The sequence below is a fragment of the Pseudothermotoga sp. genome (assembly GCA_025060105.1).
Taxonomy (GTDB): Bacteria; Thermotogota; Thermotogae; order Thermotogales; family DSM-5069; genus Pseudothermotoga_A.
In genome coordinates this window covers 13,299-34,768 of sequence record JANXCS010000003.1, presented here as the reverse complement: position 1 = coordinate 34,768, position 21,470 = coordinate 13,299, and the positions used below count along the sequence as shown (strand labels likewise).

The 21,470-nt window shown below is 44.3% G+C and carries 19 protein-coding genes; 11 read left to right on the top strand and 8 right to left on the bottom strand.

Annotated features, from left to right (window positions below; genetic code table 11):
* Positions 1-107 precede the first annotated feature (107 nt).
* The 4 genes from NZ875_03595 (at position 108) to NZ875_03580 (ending at position 4,480) form a co-directional block, all read left to right on the top strand.
* Positions 108-1,034 carry a TAXI family TRAP transporter solute-binding subunit gene (locus NZ875_03595; GenBank protein MCS7174819.1) on the top strand — a complete coding sequence of 309 codons (927 nt, stop codon included), beginning with the start codon at positions 108-110 and terminating at the stop codon, positions 1,032-1,034.
* A 3-nt stretch (positions 1,035-1,037) separates the two neighbouring features.
* Positions 1,038-1,496 carry a DUF1850 domain-containing protein gene (locus NZ875_03590; GenBank protein ID MCS7174818.1) on the top strand — a complete coding sequence of 153 codons (459 nt, stop codon included), beginning with the start codon at positions 1,038-1,040 and terminating at the stop codon, positions 1,494-1,496.
* A gap of 12 nt (positions 1,497-1,508) precedes the next feature.
* Positions 1,509-3,443, top strand: coding sequence for a TRAP transporter permease (locus NZ875_03585; GenBank protein ID MCS7174817.1), 1,935 nt, complete (start codon positions 1,509-1,511; stop codon positions 3,441-3,443).
* Between the two features lie 101 nt (positions 3,444-3,544).
* Positions 3,545-4,480: a hypothetical protein gene (locus NZ875_03580; GenBank protein MCS7174816.1), complete on the top strand. Its 936-nt coding sequence runs from the start codon at positions 3,545-3,547 to the stop codon at positions 4,478-4,480.
* Positions 4,481-4,485: 5 nt separating this feature from the next.
* On the opposite strand, the gene NZ875_03575 is transcribed toward NZ875_03580, so the two are convergent.
* The 4 genes from NZ875_03575 to NZ875_03560 are packed head-to-tail and all read right to left on the bottom strand — an operon-like array spanning position 4,486 to position 8,668.
* Entirely contained in the window at positions 4,486-5,622 is a 1,137-nt protein-coding gene (locus NZ875_03575; protein MCS7174815.1) for an ROK family protein, read from the bottom strand.
* Positions 5,619-6,449: a carbohydrate ABC transporter permease gene (locus NZ875_03570; GenBank protein ID MCS7174814.1), complete on the bottom strand. Its 831-nt coding sequence runs from the start codon at positions 6,447-6,449 to the stop codon at positions 5,619-5,621. Before NZ875_03570 ends, NZ875_03575 begins: the two co-directional genes overlap by 4 nt.
* 22 nt (positions 6,450-6,471) lie before the next feature.
* The gene (locus NZ875_03565; protein ID MCS7174813.1) at positions 6,472-7,356 is read right to left on the bottom strand and encodes a sugar ABC transporter permease; all 885 of its coding nucleotides are present in this window, start codon (positions 7,354-7,356) and stop codon (positions 6,472-6,474) included.
* Between the two features lie 58 nt (positions 7,357-7,414).
* The gene (locus NZ875_03560) at positions 7,415-8,668 is read right to left on the bottom strand and encodes an extracellular solute-binding protein (GenBank protein MCS7174812.1); all 1,254 of its coding nucleotides are present in this window, start codon (positions 8,666-8,668) and stop codon (positions 7,415-7,417) included.
* 293 nt (positions 8,669-8,961) lie between these two features.
* Between NZ875_03560 and NZ875_03555 the strand changes: the two genes are divergently transcribed.
* Positions 8,962-9,399: an OsmC family protein gene (locus NZ875_03555; GenBank protein ID MCS7174811.1), complete on the top strand. Its 438-nt coding sequence runs from the start codon at positions 8,962-8,964 to the stop codon at positions 9,397-9,399.
* A 45-nt stretch (positions 9,400-9,444) separates the two neighbouring features.
* Here NZ875_03555 and NZ875_03550 read toward each other — a convergent pair whose 3' ends face one another.
* Both NZ875_03550 and NZ875_03545 read right to left on the bottom strand, forming a co-directional pair.
* Positions 9,445-10,698 carry a hypothetical protein gene (locus NZ875_03550; GenBank protein MCS7174810.1) on the bottom strand — a complete coding sequence of 418 codons (1,254 nt, stop codon included), beginning with the start codon at positions 10,696-10,698 and terminating at the stop codon, positions 9,445-9,447.
* A 213-nt stretch (positions 10,699-10,911) separates the two neighbouring features.
* A complete protein-coding gene (locus tag NZ875_03545; GenBank protein ID MCS7174809.1) occupies positions 10,912-13,650 on the bottom strand; it encodes an Ig-like domain-containing protein in 2,739 nt (912 codons plus the stop codon).
* A gap of 185 nt (positions 13,651-13,835) precedes the next feature.
* On the opposite strand from NZ875_03545, the gene NZ875_03540 reads away from it, so the two are divergent.
* The 6 genes from NZ875_03540 to NZ875_03515 are packed head-to-tail and all read left to right on the top strand — an operon-like array spanning position 13,836 to position 18,388.
* Entirely contained in the window at positions 13,836-14,468 is a 633-nt protein-coding gene (locus NZ875_03540; GenBank protein ID MCS7174808.1) for a peroxiredoxin, read from the top strand.
* Between the two features lie 45 nt (positions 14,469-14,513).
* Positions 14,514-15,002 (top strand): ferritin, encoded by a 489-nt coding sequence (locus NZ875_03535; GenBank protein MCS7174807.1) that lies wholly within the window; start codon positions 14,514-14,516, stop codon positions 15,000-15,002.
* Entirely contained in the window at positions 14,999-15,493 is a 495-nt protein-coding gene (locus NZ875_03530; GenBank protein ID MCS7174806.1) for a ferritin family protein, read from the top strand. Before NZ875_03535 ends, NZ875_03530 begins: the two co-directional genes overlap by 4 nt.
* Before the next feature lie 14 nt (positions 15,494-15,507).
* Positions 15,508-15,807 (top strand): metal-sulfur cluster assembly factor, encoded by a 300-nt coding sequence (locus NZ875_03525; GenBank protein MCS7174805.1) that lies wholly within the window; start codon positions 15,508-15,510, stop codon positions 15,805-15,807.
* Complete coding sequence (gene prmC, locus NZ875_03520) at positions 15,804-16,622, top strand: peptide chain release factor N(5)-glutamine methyltransferase (protein ID MCS7174804.1); 819 nt, start codon at positions 15,804-15,806, stop codon at positions 16,620-16,622. Before NZ875_03525 ends, prmC begins: the two co-directional genes overlap by 4 nt.
* Before the next feature lie 29 nt (positions 16,623-16,651).
* Positions 16,652-18,388: an ABC transporter ATP-binding protein/permease gene (locus NZ875_03515; GenBank protein ID MCS7174803.1), complete on the top strand. Its 1,737-nt coding sequence runs from the start codon at positions 16,652-16,654 to the stop codon at positions 18,386-18,388.
* 2 nt (positions 18,389-18,390) lie between these two features.
* Here NZ875_03515 and NZ875_03510 read toward each other — a convergent pair whose 3' ends face one another.
* Together NZ875_03510 and NZ875_03505 are read right to left on the bottom strand one after the other, a co-directional pair.
* Positions 18,391-19,833: a gluconokinase gene (locus tag NZ875_03510; protein MCS7174802.1), complete on the bottom strand. Its 1,443-nt coding sequence runs from the start codon at positions 19,831-19,833 to the stop codon at positions 18,391-18,393.
* Positions 19,834-19,895: 62 nt separating this feature from the next.
* Positions 19,896-21,245 carry an SLC13 family permease gene (locus NZ875_03505; GenBank protein MCS7174801.1) on the bottom strand — a complete coding sequence of 450 codons (1,350 nt, stop codon included), beginning with the start codon at positions 21,243-21,245 and terminating at the stop codon, positions 19,896-19,898.
* Positions 21,246-21,470: the final 225 nt, after the last annotated feature.

Sequence of the window (21,470 nt, the reverse complement as noted above, 5' to 3'; positions counted from 1 at the left end):
ATTGAAGAGCGAGTTGGTTTGCTTAATCTGTGTTAAAGTCTTTGTAGTTCCGTAAGCGTTGTGTTAGAATAAAATCAGATCATACTACTTTCAAAGGGGGTATATGTATGAAGAAGCTGATCTTTGTGGCAATCTTGCTCTCAGTTATTACAATTTATGCGGCCACATTCTTAACGATCGCTACAGGTGGTACGGCTGGAACGTACTACCCATTGGGTGCTGGTATGGCAGATATTTGGAACAAGAACATCAAGGGTATGAACGCCATGGTACAGTCAACGGGTGCGTCGGTGGCGAACATCAATTTGCTAAGAAACAAAGAAGTGGACCTCATTTTCGTTCAAAACGATGTTGCTTTCTACGCTTACAACGGTGTGGAATTGTTCAAAGAACCGTTCCCACAACTGAGAGGTTTGGCAACACTCTATCCTGAAACTGTGCAGATAGTAGCGTTGGCAGACAGAGGCATCAGCAGCGTGTACGATCTGAAAGGCAAAAGGGTGGCCGTTGGAGCTGCGGGAAGTGGAACTGAAGTGAATGCCAGACAGATCCTCGCAGCGGCTGGAATCACTTATAACGACATCAAAGTGCAATACCTCAGCTTTGCGGAAGCAGCTAGCAACCTCAAAGACGGCAACATCGATGCAGCTTTCGTCACAGCAGGTCATCCAACGGCGGCGATAGTCGATCTTGCGGCAGTCAGAAAAATTGTTCTTGTTCCAGTCGCCGAGGCGATCATTCAGTCTCTGCAGAAAGCTTATCCGTTCTACGTGAAGATCGTTGTTCCTGCAGGTACATATAAAGGTATTGACACAGACGTTGTCACGGTTGCAGTGAAGGCCATGTTGGCAGTCAGAGCTGAAATGTCTGAGAGTCTCGTTTACGAACTTCTCAAAACTATGTATGCAAACCAAAAAAGATTGATCGAAGCTCATGCCAAGGGAGAATTGATAATTCCAGAAACAGGAAAAGAAGGTATGTCCATACCACTACATCCTGGCGCCGAAAGATTCTTCAAGGAGATGGGACTCTAAACGGTGGTTAAGTTTTCGCTATGTTTCTGTGCCTTCTTACTGACGATCATTGAGCCTGAGTTCGTTCTGTTGATCGAAAAACAAGGCGAGGTAATTTTCGAAAAACGATTGGAAGAGCCATTTTTCAGCCTGGTGTTCATCCATTCGGTCGAGAAAACCAAGGTAGAAGAACGTTTCAGAATCGAACCGAACGGTGAGATGCTTTTGTACGAATGTCGTTATAGTTCTTATGGTGCTGGTTTACCTTCGGACATCGGAGGGGGATTCGCTCTTGAAGATGGCGAGTTCGTTCTCAAACTCGATAGAAAATTTGAGCGGATCACCCTCCGTGTTTCTCACATCGATGGTCACGGCATAGTTTTCAGAGACGGCCCAGTGTGGTTCAAAAGCATTGCCAACGTTGGTGATACTTTAACCTTTTATGTGAAACCGAAACTGAGCAAAAGATCCAAGATATTCTGAGGAGGAATGATCGTGAGCAACGAGAAGATGTCTTCTGAGCAAACGCGTGAAATTCTTGAAAAATATGACAGAGAGGCTCGTTATAGAACATTCAAAGGTTTTCTGGCAAGAATCGTTGCCGCAATCGCCATCACCTTCTCGGTCTTCCAGATCTATACCGCAGCCTTCGGTGTGTTTGATGCGATGATACAACGTTCAGTACACCTTGCTTTCGGCTTTTCTCTCATCTTTTTACTCTATCCAGCAAGCAAAAGATGGTCCAGAGAAAAACTTCATTGGTTTGATCTGCTATTAGCGATCATCGCACCTTTGGCAACGATCTATGTTGTTGCTAACTATAAAGAACTGGTGCTGCGCGCTGGAACCGTGACGAGTTTGGATTTGATCGTTGGTCTTCTGGGAATCGCGTTGGTGCTCGAAGCAGCACGCCGTGTGGTTGGACTTCCCATATCAGTGGTGGCGATCTGTTTCATCCTCTACGCACTGTATGGAAGGTACATTCCAGGCATTTTGGCCCATCGAGGTGTTTCTTTTCAAAGGTTGGTAGGACATCTTTTCTACACAACGGAAGGTATCTTCGGTATACCGCTCGGAGTATCTTCAACCTTCGTTTTCCTGTTCATTCTCTTGGGCGCTTTTCTCGAAAGGACGGGGCTTGGACAGCTCTTCATAGATCTCGCGAACGCGCTCGCGGGCTGGGCAACGGGTGGACCTGCAAAGGTGGCAGTTTTCTCCAGTGGAATGATGGGCATGATCAGCGGTAGCAGCGTTGCAAACGTTGTGGGTACTGGAACCTTCACTATACCCATGATGAAAAAACTTGGTTACAAACCTGAGTTTGCCGGAGCGGTGGAAGCGACGGCTTCCACTGGCGGTCAGCTCATGCCACCGATCATGGGAGCCGCCGCGTTCTTGATGGCCGAGTTCACAGGTATATCATATTCTAAAATCATCGTTTCTGCGGCTATACCAGCCGCGCTCTACTATTTCGGAGTGTGGATGGGTGTACACTGGGAAGCAAAGAAACTTGGCCTTAGAGGTCTCTCCAAGGAAGAGCTTCCAAAGATGAAGAGGGTTTTGATGGAGAGAGGTCATCTTCTGTTCCCGTTGGTTGCGATCATCTATCTTTTAGTGACTGGTTTCACTCCCATGAAAGCGGCTCTCTATGCGATCGTATTCTCTGTGGCTTCTTCGCTCATAAGAAAAAGTACGAGAATAAAGTTTTCAGACATACCGGCGGCACTCGAAGCTGGTGCTAGAGGTGCCCTGAGTGTCGTTGCCGCCACGGCGTGCGCCGGAATAATCATAGGTGTGGTCACGCTCACCGGTATAGGCTTGAAACTTGGAACTGCGTTGGTCGACCTGGCCGGCGGTAATCTTTTGATCACGCTCTTTTTCACCATGCTGACATCCCTCGTGCTCGGTATGGGAGTTCCCACAACCGCAAACTACGTGATCACTTCAACGATCGCTGCCCCTGCCCTTCTGAGGTTGGGTGTGCCGATCCTGCCCGCACACATGTTCGCATTCTATTTCGGTATCATAGCGGACGTGACACCCCCAGTAGCACTCGCTGCGATGGCGGGAGCCGGTATAGCCAGGGCCAATCCGATGAAAACAGGTTTGACTGCGTCACGATTGGCCATTGCCGCTTTCCTCGTCCCTTACGCCTTTGTCCTCTCTCCACAATTACTGTTAGTGAAAGTTTCGAACCCACTGGAGGTCATCTGGCCCGCCTTCACGTGTGCTGTTGGATTGTTCACTCTCTCCGGAGGCCTCGCTGGTTATTTGTTCGGTAATCTCGCTGCGTGGGAAAGATTGCTCTATGGTCTGGGTGGAGTACTGCTCGTCGAACCAAGGCGTACAACCGATCTGATAGGATTCGGTTTGATAGTCCTCGCGTTTTTGTTACAAAGAGCAAGGATGCGCTTGACGAGAAAATCTTGAAAATCCACTACTAAATCGGTTTGGCGGCTTAGGCCGCCAAATTTTTTTGCAGATCTTTCCAGTTCCTCAAAATTGCCGATAAAAATAAGAGGAGTGATAGGTTGAAAATCGAAAATTATCACGTGTCGATGTCCTCAGTGAGAAGTTACGAACATTTGAGCGAAAAACAGGAACGGATTCGAATCGTTCGAGTTGTACAGACTGAACCTGTTCGATCTGAGAGCACCAAGTTTGAAATCAAGTTGAGTGAGAAAGACAGATTGAAGCTCATGTTGATAAAGGCTCTCTTGGAAAAGCTGACAGGACGTAAGGTGAGATTGATCATTCTCGAATCTTCAGAGTCCAAAGAGCTTTCCATTGCAGAACCGGGAGGAATCAGAACACAGGTGGGATTGATCTACGAAAAGAATGAATACCAAAGAGAGTCTGAGACTACGAGTTTTTCAGCGAAGGGTTACATCGAAACGAAAGATGGCAGAAGAATAGAATTCGAAGTGAACCTTCAATTGAGTAGATTGTACGAAAGCAGACAAAACTTTAGACTCACCGTTGGCGCGTTGCAAGATCCGATCGTTTTGAAATTGGATGATGCTCCCATAGGACCTTTCGAAAAGAAACTTCAGTTGGATCTCGATCTTGACGGCGAATTTGAAGAGTTCTTCCTTCCAAAAAATGTCGCACTGCTCGTGTTGGATTCGAACGACAACGGTAAGCTGGATGATGGCCGTGAGCTGTTCGGACCTCTGACTGGGAAAGGATTTTTAGAACTTTCAAGATACGACGATGATGGAAACAGTTGGATAGACGAATCAGACGTCGTGTTCGCAAAACTAAAAATCCTGAAAACTGATGGGAACGGGTTGAAGTTGCTTTCTCTATCTGAAATGAATGTTGGCGCAATTTATCTTGGTTTTGTGAGGACGCAGTTCAACTTCTACGATGGCGGGATTCCACTTGGAAGATTGAATTCCACTGGAATCTATCTCACAGAAGATGGTCAGGTAAGAACGGTTCACCAACTGGACCTGAAAATATGAACTGTCTAAACCACGAACAATTCGCTTTGAACGAAATAAACCGCTCCGAGTACAACTCCAAGCTCACCGAGCTCAGACTTCATGAACCGAACGTGCTCAAGTATCTCAGGTGGAACTATCCTTGAAACGATGGGCTTGATCTTCTCTACTATCTTTTCGTATTGATTGTAACCTATCCCGCCGGACAAAACAACTGCGTCTGGATCCAACAAACACACCGCATTCGCTATCGCTACAGCCAGATGCTCGCATGCGTGTTCAAAAAATTCAGCAAAATCAGGATGAGAATTGAGATCTTCAAAGATCCATTTCAGCTCAGTTCGAACACTCTTTCCTTTCAAAAATTCAATGAACGAATATCCAGAGAACCATCTTTCTAGTCTACCAAAGCGATACTCAACGTCTCTCTCCATGGACCAATCGGTTACGAAATAACCGATCTCGCCAGCCATACCTTTCGAACCAGTGTACAGTGAACGATTCAACACCAGCCCCGCTCCAGTACCTGTACCGAGTGAGATTAATAGAATGTTCTTCAATCCTTTCGCTGAACCTTTCCACATTTCCCCAAGGGCATTCAAAGTTACATCATTCTCGACGAACACAGGTAAATGGAATCTTTCTTCCAACATTTTTCTGAGTGGAACGTCTTTCAAATTGAAAGCTGGGATGTATCGTACCTCACCAGTTTCTCTGTCACAAGTACCAGGAACTCCAACAGCCACACCGATCAATCTATACTTATGAATTTCTATATCCACGAGCACGTTGGATACCTGTTCAACCAAACTTTCGGAAGATTCCATTTCTTCCACCCTACGTTCAGCCCTCCGAACGATATTCCCGTCTAAATCTGCGATGATCGCCCTAATCTTACTTCCACCAATGTCCACCCCAGCGATGTAACCACAGTTGGGATTGAACACAAGTAAAGTTGGTTTCTTTCCACCTCTCGCCGTACTTTTGCCTTTCCTGAATTCTTTAATGATGTTTCGCTTCAACAGTTTTTCAACGGCTTCCGAAACACCAGGTTTACTCAACCCTGTCAAAGAGGCTATCGTTGCTCTGGATATCGGTTGATTTCTTCTGATACATTCGAGCACTCTGATCTCAGACTCTCTCAAATTTGATCTCTCTATCACTCCTTGACAGCTCCTTTCGCAAGACCTTCGATCAAGAAATTTTGGAAGAGAGCAGCGAATATTATCGGAGGAACCATCGAAACTATCCCGGCTGCGCACATCAGTGGGTAGTTCGTGTAGAACCTTCCCATGAATTCAGAAATGCTTATCGGTAGAGTCTTAGCCTTCAAGCTTGAGGTTAAAACTAAAGCGATTATGAACTCGTTCCAAGCTGAGAGAAAAACAAAGATGCCCGATGTGAAGATAGCAGGTTTTGACATTGGAACCAGTATGTTCCAAAGAACTCTAACGTGGCTACAGCCATCTATTATCGCCGCTTCCTCTACGGATATAGGTAACCTTCTAAAATAGGAACTGATGATCCATATAGCGAATGGCAAATTCAAAGCGATGTAAATGAATGTGAGAGATACTTTTCTATCGAGCATACCAAAGCGAGCGAGTGACAGATATATTGGTATCACGAGTATGATGGGAGGTAGCATCTGCGTCAGCAATACAAAAAAGCTCACATATCCTCTCAACGGTACTCTAAGTCTTTCGATCGCATACGCCGCCATTATCGCCAAAATCAAAGTTATCCCCGTGACGGAAAAACTTATCACGGTGCTGTTGAACAAAGTTACCTTCACTTGAGAAGCCACGCTGTACATCCCTTGACCTATCCCCAACGCATCTCTGTAATTTTTAACTGTAGGTCTCGGTGGGAACCAACTGTGGGACGTTTTCATCAAATCCACGTCGAGTGAAAAACTCGTAACGAGAACCCAATATATTGGGATCACGGACACGAAGACGGCAGCTAAGATCACAATTATGACTGACATCTTATAGAACGTGTGTGCCATATCACTCTTCACCCGCTTCCGTGGCAAGGAACTTTCTGTAAAGCAGAACTATAATTGCAACTATTCCAAGGAGAATGTACGACATCGCCGTTGCTTGACCGAATTTGTAAGATTCGAAAGCAGTTCTGTAAATCTCGTAAGACACAACTCTTGTTCTGCCCGCTGGCCCTCCACCAGTCACCGCATAAATGAGCTCAAAGAGCTTGAAAGTCAGTATCGTCTTCATAACCAAGAGCAGCTGAGTGAACGGTTTCAGAAGAGGAAGTGTGATGTACATAACTTGCTGCATTCGTGTGGCACCATCCATCCTCGCTGCCTCGTAGAGCTCATCAGGTATGGATTTCATACCTCCAAGGTATATGATCGTAGCGAAAGCTGTTCCCTGCCAAAGATTAGCCAGGATGAGGGCCCAGAGAACTAATCTCGAATCGGTAAGCCAGTAAATGTTTTGCTTGATGATCCCAAACCTGAGCAATGTTTGGTTTATGAAGCCATAATCTGCATTGAATGCCCACTTCCAGATCAATGCGTGAACTATCGGTGGCAGAACGTAAGGCAGAAGTATGGCTGCTATGATGAAAGACTTGAACTTCAATCTCCTGTTCAGAGCGAGGGCTGAAATGAAACCAAGAAACATACCAACGGTTATGTCTGCTAGGACGAAATACACGGTGTTGATGAAAGATCGCCACCAAGATTCACTTCGAAGAACAGCCAAATAATTCTCCAAGCCAACAAAACTCGTGATTATTCTTCCACCAAAAAAGCGCACATTGAATAAGCTCAAATAAAAAGCATGAACCAGTGGAAACGCCAAAACCAGAAGCAGTATAAGCAGAGAAGGTATCATGAACATGTATCCGATGGTCCTTTTACGCTTTTCCAAGGCTACCTCACTCTCTCAAGGAAAAAAGGTGGGGCGAACCACCCCACCTTGTGAATAATCATTTCTTCTTTGCCTTCTCGTATTCGTTCTTTATCCTAATGGCTGCTTGGGCAGCAGCATCGAGGGCAGCTTTTGGAGATTTCTGGCGCGTCAGAGCTTTGTGGAGTTCTTCTTGCAAAACGTTCGAAAACTCCAGATACCAAGGTACCCTTGGCCTGTGAACTATATACATTGCTTGCTCATACATCTTGTCCAAACCTCTGACTTTTTTCTTGAATTCTGGATTTTCCCACACAGATTTCCAGCCTGGAACTATTCCAGCCTTCAAAGCTGCATCTAGAGAACCCTCTGGACCTGCCAAAAACTTTATATATTCAAAGGCTTCCTTGGGATGTTTCGTGCCATAAGAAATCGCCCATCCCATGGGTCCAGAAACACTGTATGGATTTTTACCGTCAACAGATGGCATCAAACCTATTTCCCACTGACCAACACCTTTAGAGATCTCGGGATTGTCAAGATCCACGAGTGGTATACCCCACATCATTCCAAAAGCGATGTCGTTGTTGTAAATAGCTTTGTATACTTCAGTTTCTGTCCAACCGAGTGAAGCTGGATTAACGATTTGATGTTTATAGATCATGTCTACCATGAATTGAAGGGCTTGGACACCCTTTTCGTCGTTGAATACAGGATTCAGATTTTCATCGAAAAATTTTCCACCGAAGCTTGAAAGGATCGCTACAAAGTCGCACACCAAGCATTCCTTCTGCGCCCAAGACCACGCTGTGGCGTATTTGACGACACCTGCTTGTTGCAATTTCTTCGCCAGCTCGACGACTCCGTCCCAAGTTTTCGGAAATTCTTGATAGCCAACCTTCTTCATCATCTCGCGGTTGTATACGAAAGATTTCCATTCTGAAACCCAAGGTAAGCCATACCATTTGCCTTGGTAAGCCATTCCATCCAGTGCGAAAGGTATCGCGTCTTTTTTCAAAGCTTCCGTGAGCCATTCGTCGATCGGAAGGACCCAACCGTTTTCGACGTAGAGAGGTACTTCAACACAGTCGATGATGAAAATATCATATTGACTTCCCCCAGCTAACATCGATGCTATGAGCTTGATGTTTTGATCTCTTCCATAGGGAACGACCGTGATGTTGACTCTAACACCTGTTTGATCGTAGAATTTTTGGTTTCGTCCTATGTAATAACTCAGATCCTCAGGACCAAAAATCGTATTCAGCTCGACAACTTCGGCGAACAAGGCAACGATCATCAACGCGAAAAACACAACACTAGCTTTCCTCACGATATCCCCTCCTTCCGTTTAAGGTTGGTTAGAAAGATTTCTTTACTAATGATATTTCAATTCAATGTTAAAATCAAGAACCAAAAATGACAAATAATGATCGAAGAGAATGAAAAACGTGTTTTGCCAATTACTGCGATCTTGATTCTCAGTCTTTCTAAGGATGACTAAGTTTTATGTCATCTCTCTCCATTTTTCTTTTGAATGTTGAAACGAATAACGCCCCATTTTTAATCTCCGAGTAATTTAGTCGGAATACTGTGAGAATAGAATAAAACTAGGAGGTGAAATACATGGATGTCAAATTCTCTGTAAGTGCGAAATCGGAAACTCCTTCGAGAGTTGTGGTGAAAGCGAGAAATTTCACAATGTACGTCGATGAACCACCTCAGCTTGGAGGAGACGATAAAGGTGCAAATCCAGTGGAATATTTGCTCGCGGCATTAGCGGGTTGTATCAATGTCGTGGGCCACTTGGTCGCCAAGGAGATGAACATAAGGTTGGACGAACTGAGTATAGACATTGAAGGTACCCTTAACCCCGCACGCCTTCAAGGAAGATCTTTCCAAGAGAGGGCTGGTTACAAACAGATCAATGTAAATATCAAGGTTAAAAGCAATGCTTCGGAAGATTTACTCACGAAATGGCTCAAGTCAGTGGAAGATAGGTGCCCTGTTTCAGATAACATTGAAAATCCAACACCGTTGAAGTTTCACCTGTCTAGAATTTAAAACGAATCTATGGCCCAGGGAACAACCTGGGCCGTTTTTAGAGACTCAGTTTTTCTTCACTTCAAGTTTGAACAACAGCGCGTCGCCACCACCATGTGAACGCGTCCGAAGACCGATCATGTGAGAATAAGAAACGCCTGCAACGAAGCAAGTATAACCGTCGATGGTTAGAGCATAAGCGATCTCGTCCATTTCCGCCCCCAAGCATTTACTCCACATGATTTCCCCATCCCTACTGATTTTCAAAAGCCAATAATCGCTCCCTTTAGTTTTACCCTTCACATCCCCATCTTCAGACCAAGTTGTTCCCACCAACAAATATCCATCTTCCAATTTCACAAGTTTCTGCGCTATATCGTCTCGATTCCCACCGTAACTTTTCAATAATTCAACCAGGCCGTTTGCATTGAATTTTGCGAACACAAAATTTCCCTTCCTCAAATGAGAGAGTTCTTCAGACCAGCTTGTTCCAAGAACCACACACCCTCCATCGTTGAGTGCAACGACGTCACTTGCTTGATCCCAATCGACCCCTCCTATGCTTCTTTGCCATAGTAACTCCCCTTGCTTTGTGAGTTTCAAAATCCACATGTCTGAAGATCCCCGTGGAGAAGTTACGTCTCCATCAGTGGATTTGGTCATTCCAACAACAAAGTAGCTATCTTTAGTACTGTCTACCGCGAACGCACAATCCCAATCTTTTCCACCAAAGGTTTTTTCCCACACCGGATCACCTGTTTCGTTCACCTTCACTACCCAGAAATCTTCGCTGCCATTTTTCGTTGTATAACCGACGAACAGATAACCTTCATCTTCAACGATATCGAAGATCGATTCGTAACCTTCTGTACCATAACACTTCTTCCAGAGTAAATCCCCTTGACCGTTGAATTTCAAAATCCAAACATCCTGATTGCCAATCTCGGCCGGTGTATCTCCGCCTTTCGAATCACTGATTATGCCGACTATGAATCCTCCATCTTTTGTTCTTTCGACGCAATTTGCTCCTTCATTCCCAGACCAGCCAAGTTCTCGTTGCCACAACAGTTTCCCATCCTTAGTCATTTTCACTATCATCGCATTTTGATCACCTGTGCCACTCGAAGATGTAGTCCAACCGACAACAACAATGCCATCATCGAGCATTGTCAAATCATAAGCGATGTCTCTACCCATTTTTCCTAAGAACCTTGTCCAAACGACATCCCTGTCAGATTCATTATAGGAGGACGAGAAGAAAACAGCTATCACTAAACCTACGATCAAAAACAGGTTTACAAGCCAAGCGAAGTTTCTCATCGTCCATCCCCCCTCACGTTTCCAAGATATTCTACCGCTAAAGTTCCTCACCGAGTGGATGACAACATGCGAAAAAGTCGCGCAAAGACGCTGAACGGTTGATATCAATTTTTGGCTCACAGAGATCAAACGATCACTTGCTTTGCTGACCACCGTGATACGTTAAGGTAATTAAGGTCTTAAGTTTGCGAATAGAAAATGAGGAAGATAACATCACATGGTACCTGATCGAGCCTCAGTTGTGAATTTTATACTCACTTCACCTTGTAGGAGTGAACCGAGTTGCTCTTTGACGCAACCTGCTGGTAAGATGAGCGTGTAAGTTGTGTTGGGCTTCAGTTTCTGAACTGGTCTGACTTCGAGTTGCACGCCATAGGAAATGAGTTTTTGGATCTGCACTGTTTCACCCGAGATCGTTTTCAAAACGATGTTACCCCAGTTCGGGCCTTCCAGAATCGTTTTATCAAAGCGCACATAGATGTTACTGTTTATGGAAACAGATTGATCACCATCGGAGGGTGAAGATGAAACGATTCGTGGTGGATATGCACCTGATCCTGTTGTGAAACTCACCGTGTAGTCTTTGTCGAGCGAAGAACCACCGAGATCCACAAAGGCGTTCTTTGGTATAAAAACTGTCACCAAGGTGTTGGCAGGGAGAATCGAGGTTGGTGTCAGAAAGATGCAGTTGTATTCCAACTTTATGCTGTAATTTATTTGAGTGTTTCCCGTCCTTACGGAAAGGCGTGAAAAATCAGCTCCAGCTCTGATAGCTTCCGAAAAAGTCAACAGAATGATTTGATCTCTAAAAACTTCCTTTGAACCATTCGTTGGCTCAACTTTGACCAATTGTGGGGGGGCACCACATTTGAAGCTGAAGTTATGGGCTGTGTTGGGTGCATCATTTTCTGCATTCGCCACTGCTCCATCAGGTATGACCACGACGTATTCTACCAGCTGTTGAAGGGGTTGCTTGGGTTTCAAAACAAGGCTGGAACCACTGATGAGTTTGTCGATGGCAACGATTGCGTTTGTCTTCGCATTCTTCAGTTGTATGGAGTCATATTTCGAACCAGGCTTGATGTTTTTGTTGAACTGGATCGTGATCGGCTTATCCGCTGGAGCATCCGGATGTTTGTTGGATGGTTGAGTTGAAACTACTCTCACATAAGGAACCGTGGTGAAAATGATCGAGTAAGGCGTGTTCATGTTCCCCGAAGAATCTTTCAAGACTCCTCTTTGTACCTCAAGAACATAGGTTTGCTCCGGCGAAAGCGCTTCTACAAAATTGACGATCAATTCCTTACCAACGATACTCACGTTGGCGGATCTACCAGCATCGGTTACGTACTCACCGTTCAATTTCTTCACAACTATGAACGAAGAATAGGCAATGATGGCATCTTTGTTGAGTAAGAACTTGATCGAAGGTTTCAACGGCACTTCAACGGCTCCATTGTTCAACGTGCAACCCACGATGGTTGGTGCACTCCCTGTCGTGAATTTGAGATTGAATTCTCTCAAGTTACCAGCTTGGTTCGATCTGAACGCACCAGATTGCACCGTCAGATCGTAAGCTGTGTTCGGTTCGAAGTTCGTTTTTGGAGAGATTTTGACTGTATCACCCTCGAGTCTAACGTTTGACTGAACGATTTGACCCGTTCCAGCCTTTTTGAAAAAGATCTTAGATGAATCAAGACTGTTTACAATTGTGCTGAGTTTCAAGGTGATCTGCTGTTGGAGTGATACCTCCGTTGAACCATCTTTCAGAGAGCTCTCAAGAATCTCTGGTGACTGTGGACCTTTGTAGTGAAGAAGAATAGTGCCTATCTCCATTCCCCTGTTACCCTTCAAATCTCCTTCGACAGTTCCGTCTGTATGAAAGCTGAGAACACTGTGGGCAAAACCGAGTGCGACCACTTGTGCCCTGAGTCGCAACCATACATTGATGGAAGATTGATTGGGATTGAGGGGAAAATTCTCGAAGACCACCGTTGTTTTTCCGAACACTTTTTCATCTATATCGCGAAGTGTATTGAAAAGTAAAGCGCTCTCAATAGCGAATTTTATGTATCCAAGTAGAGTTAGATCAAGAACATCTATAGCGATATCTATAACACCGCTGGCGGTGTTGACCATCATCTCTCTTATGAAACCTTCAGAGGCATGGTTCGTAGCTTTCCATAGCAATTGCGCCTTTCCAGAAGCGATGGCATTGTTTATCCAGTCACCTTGCCCTATCCCGGCTTGAATTGCTGCGGTATAGCCTCCCTGGCCAGTCCAACCTTCTCCGACCACATTGATCGTGCCGGCATAAATTGTATCGAAATAGACGTCTGGGTTGGGTGAAAAATTCTGTGGAACCGTTGGTTTTGTGAATCTCTTCCAGATCACGTAGTCGATCCTTGAGTCGCTGGGAGCACCAAAGAATCCCGCAGCGTGCATCCATACTTTTCCTCTAGGAAGCGATTCATAGCCCGTGTATGAAACCTTACCTTGATGTGTCAACGGGAACCACTGAAGATCGACATAGAGGTTTGCAGGTTTGACTGTGCTCAGTTTTGTCACCAACTTCGGATTGGAATAATTCTTTCGAAGAACAATGTCTAGAGTTTTCACTGCAGTTTTGCTCGGCAAGATCAAATACACCAAATGCCAACCACTGATGTTATCAACATTGTCACCGTCTCTACCGTATCTGAACACCGCCGCAGGTTTTCCGAAAGCGTCGTTACATATGAACAACACACAATCGTTGTGGATCGAACCGGATGCAGAAACAGCGTACCAAGAAATTTCCAAAGCTTCAACAACTGAGCCATCCAGAACGATTCTGTAACGTGATTCATCTCGACCTTCAGATATTACCTGCCAGTTGCTAAAAAGAGCTTGTGACAACAAAGTAGAGGTGAGACACAGAAGGAAGATGGTGTATCCGATCTTCACCTTCATGAGTCTCCCTCCTTCGCTTTAAGGATAACCCTCCTTCTACTGCGACTTATAGCGAGCTTGGATTAGAAAAACATTAAAGACGTTCTCGGACAATTTCTTATAAAATTTTTATATTTGAACTACGATATGTAATACATACAATATGTATGGTACAATTTACTTGAGATCGAACAGGAGGTGGTTTCATGGGTATTCCTTTGATAGGTGAAAAGTTTCCAGAATTTGAAGTGCTCACAACCCATGGCAAGATGAAACTCCCAGACGCTTACAAAGGTAAATGGTTTGTTCTGTTCAGCCATCCAGCAGATTTCACCCCTGTGTGCACGACGGAGTTCATCGCTTTTCAAAAGAGGTACAACCAATTCAGGGAACTCGGCGCTGAACTGATAGGTTTGAGTGTGGATCAAGTTTTTTCCCACATCAAGTGGATTGAGTGGATCAAAGAAAACACGGGTGTGGAGATCCAATTTCCCATCATCGCGGATACAGGAAAGATTGCTGAGAATCTTGGAATGATTCATCCAGCGAAGGGCAGTAACACGGTGAGGGCCGTGTTCGTGGTCGATCCCAATGGAATCATACGCTCGATACTCTACTATCCTCAGGAGGTCGGAAGAAACATCGATGAGATCGTGAGAATCATCAAAGCTTTCAAGGTTGCAGACGAGCACAAAGTAGCTATACCTGCGAACTGGCCCAACAATGAACTTTTCGGCGATGAAGTCATAGTTCCTCCGCCGACGAACGTTCAAGAAGCTGCGAAAAGAAAAGAACAGTATAAATGCCTTGACTGGTGGTTGTGCCACAAAAAAGTCTAAAAAGAGGCTCCCCTTGGGAGCCTCTACAGTATGGGGGGATGAGAAATGATTCCTAAGGAAATTGAAAAAGCTTTCAATGAACAGATCAAAAAAGAGCTCGAGTCAGCTTATCTTTATCTCTCCATGGCTGCGTACTTCGATCATGAGAACTTCGAAGGCATGGCGCATTGGATGAAAAAACAAGCTCAGGAAGAAGTGAATCATGCGATGAAGTTCTATGAGCATGTGAACGAGCGCGGAGGAAGGGTGGAGCTTTTCGCTTTGAGTGAACCAAGGAAGAGTTGGTCTTCTCCACTCGAAGTCTTCAAACATGTTTATGAACACGAGCAAAAAGTAACGGCGAGCATAAATGGACTCGTTGAGTTGGCTAGGAAGATGAATGACAATGCGGCTCTTGTGTTTCTGAACTGGTTCGTGAATGAACAGATCGAAGAAGAAGCCAACGCTCAGAAGATCGTCACTCTGCTCGAGCACGTAAAAGACAATATCGCTGGTATAATAATGCTCGACAGAGAACTTGCAAAGAGGGAGTGAGGAACTTGTTCAACATCGACGAAATCTTTGAAATGGCTGAACAAATTGAGAGGAATGGAGTTACATTCTACAACAAGGCGGCCGAGCTTTTCCCTGAGTACACTAAGAAATCCATCTTTCTGAAACTCGCCGAAATGGAAAAGGAACATGAAAGAAGGTTCCACCAAATGAGACTCGAGCTTGCGAAAAAAGAACGTGAGATATCTCAGTTTGTCGATCCACAAGGTGAGGCAGCAGCTTATCTCAGAGCGATGGTGAGTGGCAAAGTGTTCGATCCTAAGTTGGATCCAACCAAGAGATTCAAAGATATCAAATCCGTATCCGAGTTACTCAGGATCGCCATCGATATTGAAAAAGATTCCATCATATTTTATCTTGGTTTGAAAGAGATGGTGCCTCAAGGCCTTGGAAAAGATAAGATAGAATTCATCGTTCGTGAAGAAATGTCACATGTGGCGATTCTGAGCGACATGTTGGAAAAAATTTCTTGAAGGAAGGTTTTATCGTGGTAACGAAAGAAAGAGTGCTTGAAGCTTTGAAGAATGTCATTGATTTTGAAATAGGACTCGACGTGGTGAGTCTAGGCTTAGTTTACGATATAGACATCGATGATGAGAACAATGTGACCATTACCATGACCATGACGACACCTGCTTGTCCACTCGCTGGTCTCATACTCCAAGATGCGGAAGACAAAGTGAGACAGATCGAAGGCATCAAAGATGTGAGAATCAATCTCACCTTCGATCCACCTTGGACACCGGATAGAATGAGTGAGGAAGTTAAAAAGCGCTTTGGAATATGAAATTGAAAGAACTTTACACAGCTGTGAGAGACATTCTCAAGAGCGCTTCCGATTCCCCAGGTTCGGAAGCGCTGTTTCTTTTGTCTGAAGTTATGGTAAAAACGCGGGAGCGACTCTTGATGGATTTCGAAGATGAAGTCGAACAACGACAAGTGGAAACTGCTCTCTTTTTAGCGAGGAAAAGGGCTGAAGGTTATCCATTGCAATACATCACCAAAAAGTGTCACTTCTACAACCTTGAGCTCCATATCTGTGAAGGTGTTTTCATACCTAGAATAGAAACAGAAGTTCTCGTCGATCTCGCCATTGAAACAATTCATGAGAATGACATCAAAACAGTCGCCGACATAGGTACAGGTACTGGTTGTATCGCTATAGCGATCGCGCTCAACACTCATTCTGAGGTTTATGCCACAGATGTGAACGAGAAAGCACTCGAAATCGCGAAGAAAAATGCCAAAAAGTATGGAGTTGATATCACTTTACTCAAAGGACCATACTTGGAGCCGTTGATCCCTTTCTTAGACAAGATCGAGTTGATAGTTTCAAATCCCCCATATGTTTCCACGAAAGCCGAGCTACCCGCAGATGTTCGAAAAGAGCCTTCGGAGGCACTGTTTGCTGGAGAGGATGGCCTTGAATTTTTCAGAAACTTCTTTTCAGATGTCTCTCTCCTGAAAGATAAAACCATCATCATGGAGTTCTCACCAGAGCAAAAAGATTCGATAGAAAAACTCTGCAACGCATTTGGAAAAATCACGTTCTTTAATGATCAGTTCAACAAAACAAGGTTCTTCAAGCTCGCCGTTGAGTGATAAAATAATTCGTGGAACTAACTTTCGGGGTGGTACATTTGGCAAGGCTACTCAAGTATGCTTTACCGTACGTTTGGTTCTTCATTCTCGCGATATTCATAGTTCTGATCGCAGCGATCGTTGATTTGCTACCACCACAGCTCATAAGAACAGCCATAGATGATTATCTCAACAACGATGCCCTCGCACAGTTCGAGAGAATCAGTGGTATTTACAGAATGGGACTACTCGTTACAGTTGTTTTCTGCGCTCAGTTTTTACTCGGTTATGTTAGTACGTTCATCACTTCTTATCTTGGAAACAGGATCGTGCACGATGTCAGGATCGAGCTTTTTGAAAAAGTGATGCGATTACCGATGACCTTCTTCGATAGAAATCCTTCAGGTAGGATCACCACAAGGATTGTGAACGACACGCAAAACATCCAAGAGTTTTTCACGAACGTTATTACCTCCATGGTGAAAGACGTTTTTCTGCTTGCTGGTACGATCTATTTTCTAATTCGACTCAGTTCGAAGTTGTTCACAGCGAGCAGTTTCATTTTCCCCATCATCGCAGCAGCCATGATACTTTTCAGATACTTCGATTTGAAAGTCTACAGAGAAGTGAGAACAAATCTTGCAAAGGTCAACGCTTATTTGGCTGAACACATAAGCGGTATGAGTGTGATAAAACTTTTCCTTGCCGAGAATTACAAAAGAAAAGAATTCGATCATGTGAACTCTGAACTTTATAGATCACTCTTGAAGCAAATGTACGTGTTTGGAATCTTCAGACCTTTCATAAGCTTCGTCAGATACCTCGCAACCAGCGTGATAGTATATTTTGGTGCAAAAATGATCTTGCAAGAAACGATAAAATTCGGTGAGTTATACGCATTCATCGCTTACATAGACACCTTCATGAGGCCTCTCGAGGATATCTCTGAAAAATACGATATCATTCAAAACACGACAGCCTCTTGCGAGAAGATTTTCTCACTCATGGATGAAGAACCTGAACCTGAGGGAAATCCAAAGGCGCACTTCGTTATAGAAAAAGGAGAGCTAAAGTTCGAAGATGTCTGGTTCAGCTATGACTCAGATCGATGGGTTCTTAAAGGCATCAACGTTTCGTTCAAACCGGGAGAACTCACAGCCATAGTCGGCGAAACTGGTGCTGGGAAAACCTCATTGATGAACTTGATCAACGGTTTGTACGTGCCTCAAAAAGGTCGCATCTTGATAGATGGTAGAGACATGTTCGAATACGATTTAAAGAGGATAAGAAAACAGATAGCTGCCGTGCCTCAAGATGTAATACTTTTCACTGGGACTGTGCTCGACAACGTGAGGCTGTTCGACGATACTTACAGTGAGGAAGAAGTTATCGAGGCTCTGAAGAGAGTTCATGCGTATGACATCGTCTGTAGACTCAACGACGGTATACGAACGAAAATAGTTGAACGGGGTTATACTCTCTCGGCCGGTGAAAGGCAACTCATCGCCCTGGCAAGAGCAGTTTTGTTCGATGCGAAGATTCTCATACTCGACGAGGCCACCAGTAACATCGACGTTGAAACAGAAACGCGCATAGAGACAACGATAAAAGAACTGTCCAAAGAGAAGACCGTCATCATGATCGCACACAGGCTTTCAACTGTGAAGAACGCCGACAGAATACTCGTTGTTCACAATGGAAAAATAGTCGAAGAAGGCAAACACACTCAGCTCCTTGCTGCTCGCGGAGTTTATTATCAGTTATACCAAATACAGTTTGCTTCATAAGTTCATAGATTTTCACACCACAACTTATAAAGTTTCTCATAGTGAGCGTGGAGCTTTTCATCAGGTTCATAGACCTCGAGTTCTTCCTTGATCGCTTCCATTGCTTTTTTCCTGTGGTTTTCTCCGAGTAAATGCCATATCGCTCCAAGAGCCGTTCCTTGCCTTTTACTCTGAACGATGATCCTCTCATTTATCACCGTTGCTAATATCTTCGTCCACACGTCCGCCCTCGTTAGACCACCTGTTGAGTAAACTCGCTCAAGTTTCTTTGGTAAAAACTTGACGACATCGAAGATCCTCCTGAGATTGAAAATGATGCCCTCAAGAACACTTCTCGCCACAGCTGCTTCAGAAATGTCTCCTCTGAGTCGCAAAAACTTTGCACTCAAATTTGGATCGAGCTCTGGGAATCTCTCGCTGAACACGAAGGGATAGAACAAAACGGCCTTGTGTAAATTCACATCGTACAAATTCTCTTCGATCATTTTTATTAGATGTGCATGATCATACTTCGAGAAAAGTTTCACGTACCAATCGAAAACGATCCCACCGTTGCTTGTGGCCACACCACTGATGTAGTACTTCTCATCCACCACGTAACACCATACACCAGGTGAAGGGTATTCTTTCGGTGGTTCACTGACGATCCCTCTTATTGCAGCACTACTACTCGAAGAGATCGTCAAAGAATCGTCTACACCCGCGCCTGATCCTATGCTGGAAGCAGCTGCATCCGAGATCCCTATGAAAACAGGTGTGCCCTTGTAAAATCCAGTCCTTTCAGCCGCTTCACTGCTTAAAGGTTCTTCAAAACTCGGTGGTACGAGTTGAGGCAACTTTCTTTCGTCTATTCCAACTAAATCTCTTAAGAGGTCATCCAACCACCTTTTCGTATGGATGTCCAAAAATCCACTGCCTGAGGCTACCGAAATATCGCTGACCATAGTGCCGGTGAGTTTATAAAAGATGTAATCCTTTATGGAGACAATCTTGCTCGATTTGATGAGTTTTTCCTTGTCGTTTTGAGCGAACCACATCAATTTAAACAAAGGATACGCAAAATTGTTGGCACATCCTGCTTTCTTTTGGAGCAACTGTGCCAGATCTCTGTTCTTCTTTATTTGAAACACTTGTGGAATTGATCTTTCATCTACCCACGGCACAACATTGCCCAACGGTTCGAACTGCTCGTCGAGGAAGAGTAAAGAATGGAGCATACTGTCCAGTACGATCCCTTCAATTTTTGGATATTTTTCCCCGATGATTCGCAACGCTTTGAAGATGGCATTTTCTATTTGCTTTGGATCTTGCTCAAACATGGCCGCCCCTGTGGTGAAAACGTCGTACTGTTGACTCACATCAACTAAGACTTTCATCGCATCAGAGTCATAGAGGATAACTTTAACGGCAGTTGTACCTATATCGACACCGACGTACAGTCCCACAACGACACACCTCCACACTGAGCTATGTTACACCAACTTGGAGGGGATAAGCAACAAAAAATTCATTTCAAAAACGTTTGGGTGAGGACGACACCCAAACTTGAAGCGAACAATGTCAGAAGAGCTACGGGAAAGGTGTTTTTGAAGAACTTGAGGTTGTTCATCTCTATACCGTAATTTTTCAAAATTCGGGACCACATCATACCAGCCAAGGCTCCCATGAGCGTTATATTTCCTCCTATGTTGGAGCCTATGACCAAACTCATAGCGTAAGTAATGGGTTTCTGCCACAGTACGTGTGCAAAGAAAATCGTCATGGGTTGATTTATCATGATGTTCGCGGCAAAAGCAGTTACATACGTAGTGAAAACGATGGCGAGTAAATCATTTTTGAACGTAAAAACTTTGGCCACTAAGTTAGTTATACCGTACATCGAGAAGATCTGAATGAAGATGAAGAAGGTGATAATCATTGGCAGTATCTTCCAAGGGACTTTCTTGAACACGTCCATGAAAAAAGAAAGATCAGGGCTCATATCGATACCTGATTGCTCCTTATCTGACATTTTGCTGGAGAAAACAAAATTGAGTACAAGATAAACAGCACAGTACAACACAACCGCTTTCCACAGAGGAAGGTTTATAAAATCGCCGATCGATACAGTAACAAAGAATGCACAGAAGGTCAAACCAGAGAGCCACGCGTACAGTTTGTCCTTGATGACCTTTTGAACATCGAGTTGAAGTTTTATCTCAACACGATTCGGTATCCTCTTTCTGTACTGCAAATAAAAGCCTACGATCGATGCAGCTATAGCTGCAAGAGTTGGTATGAACATCAACTTCGCATAGTCAAAAAAACCTAGAGAATAAGCTTGGGCAACTATCACGTTCGTAGGGTTACCTATGTAGAAAAACATGCTCCAAGTATTGGAAGTGAAAAAGACGGTGATCAACATGGGTACAGGGTCTATACCAGAGTACTGCGACATATAAACGATGATTGGAGTGAGCGTGAGGGTCACTATGTCGTTCGACGTGAAGATCGTCATGATTCCAGCAAGCAGCAGGGTGTTGAAAAAGAGCTTTCTTCCACTTCCTTTACTTAGCATCAAGAATTTGTAGGCAATCACCTTCAACAGGCCGGAAGCATCCAAGCTGGTACAGATGTACGCCGAACCAAAGAAGATCACGAGTATTTGCCAAGGAACTATGTTGAGTTGCCTCATGAGGGACGTTCTGATCAAGGTGAGTGGTACGACACCGGTGACGATCAACAAGATCAGAACAAAGATAGAAGATTTCGCTTGATCGAGCGAAACATCACGATTCTTCAACTTTATCTTTGGCTCTTTGATCGTTAGAAACACTGTAGCGAAAAAAAGATTGAGTGCGATTACCAAGTCGACCATTTCAGTTCCCCTTGGTTCGAAGTGGCTCTCTCAGTTAGGATCTTACCAACGCTCTGCTGACTTCAATGTCTCTTCGAGCCATCTTTCACGTTTTTTTCACAGCTAGGTCAGACGATGCTGATGACTATTAACAAAAATCCATGATTGACAAGTGGGGGTATCGTTCGTATATAATTTTTTTGACATACCCACGCATAGTGGGGTTTTGTCAAAATATTTTTCTTA

Excerpts from the sequence above, each read along its gene's own strand:
- prmC (MCS7174804.1), top strand. The coding sequence starts at position 15,804 with ATGAAATTGAAAGAACTTTACACAGCTGTGAGAGACATTCTCAAGAGC.
- NZ875_03595 (MCS7174819.1), top strand. The coding sequence starts at position 108 with ATGAAGAAGCTGATCTTTGTGGCAATCTTGCTCTCAGTTATTACAATT.
- NZ875_03505 (MCS7174801.1), bottom strand. The coding sequence starts at position 21,245 with ATGGTCGACTTGGTAATCGCACTCAATCTTTTTTTCGCTACAGTGTTT.
- NZ875_03550 (MCS7174810.1), bottom strand. The coding sequence starts at position 10,698 with ATGAGAAACTTCGCTTGGCTTGTAAACCTGTTTTTGATCGTAGGTTTA.
- NZ875_03540 (MCS7174808.1), top strand. The coding sequence starts at position 13,836 with ATGGGTATTCCTTTGATAGGTGAAAAGTTTCCAGAATTTGAAGTGCTC.
- NZ875_03545 (MCS7174809.1), bottom strand. The coding sequence starts at position 13,650 with ATGAAGGTGAAGATCGGATACACCATCTTCCTTCTGTGTCTCACCTCT.
- NZ875_03535 (MCS7174807.1), top strand. The coding sequence starts at position 14,514 with ATGATTCCTAAGGAAATTGAAAAAGCTTTCAATGAACAGATCAAAAAA.
- NZ875_03570 (MCS7174814.1), bottom strand. The coding sequence starts at position 6,449 with ATGTCAGTCATAATTGTGATCTTAGCTGCCGTCTTCGTGTCCGTGATC.
- NZ875_03555 (MCS7174811.1), top strand. The coding sequence starts at position 8,962 with ATGGATGTCAAATTCTCTGTAAGTGCGAAATCGGAAACTCCTTCGAGA.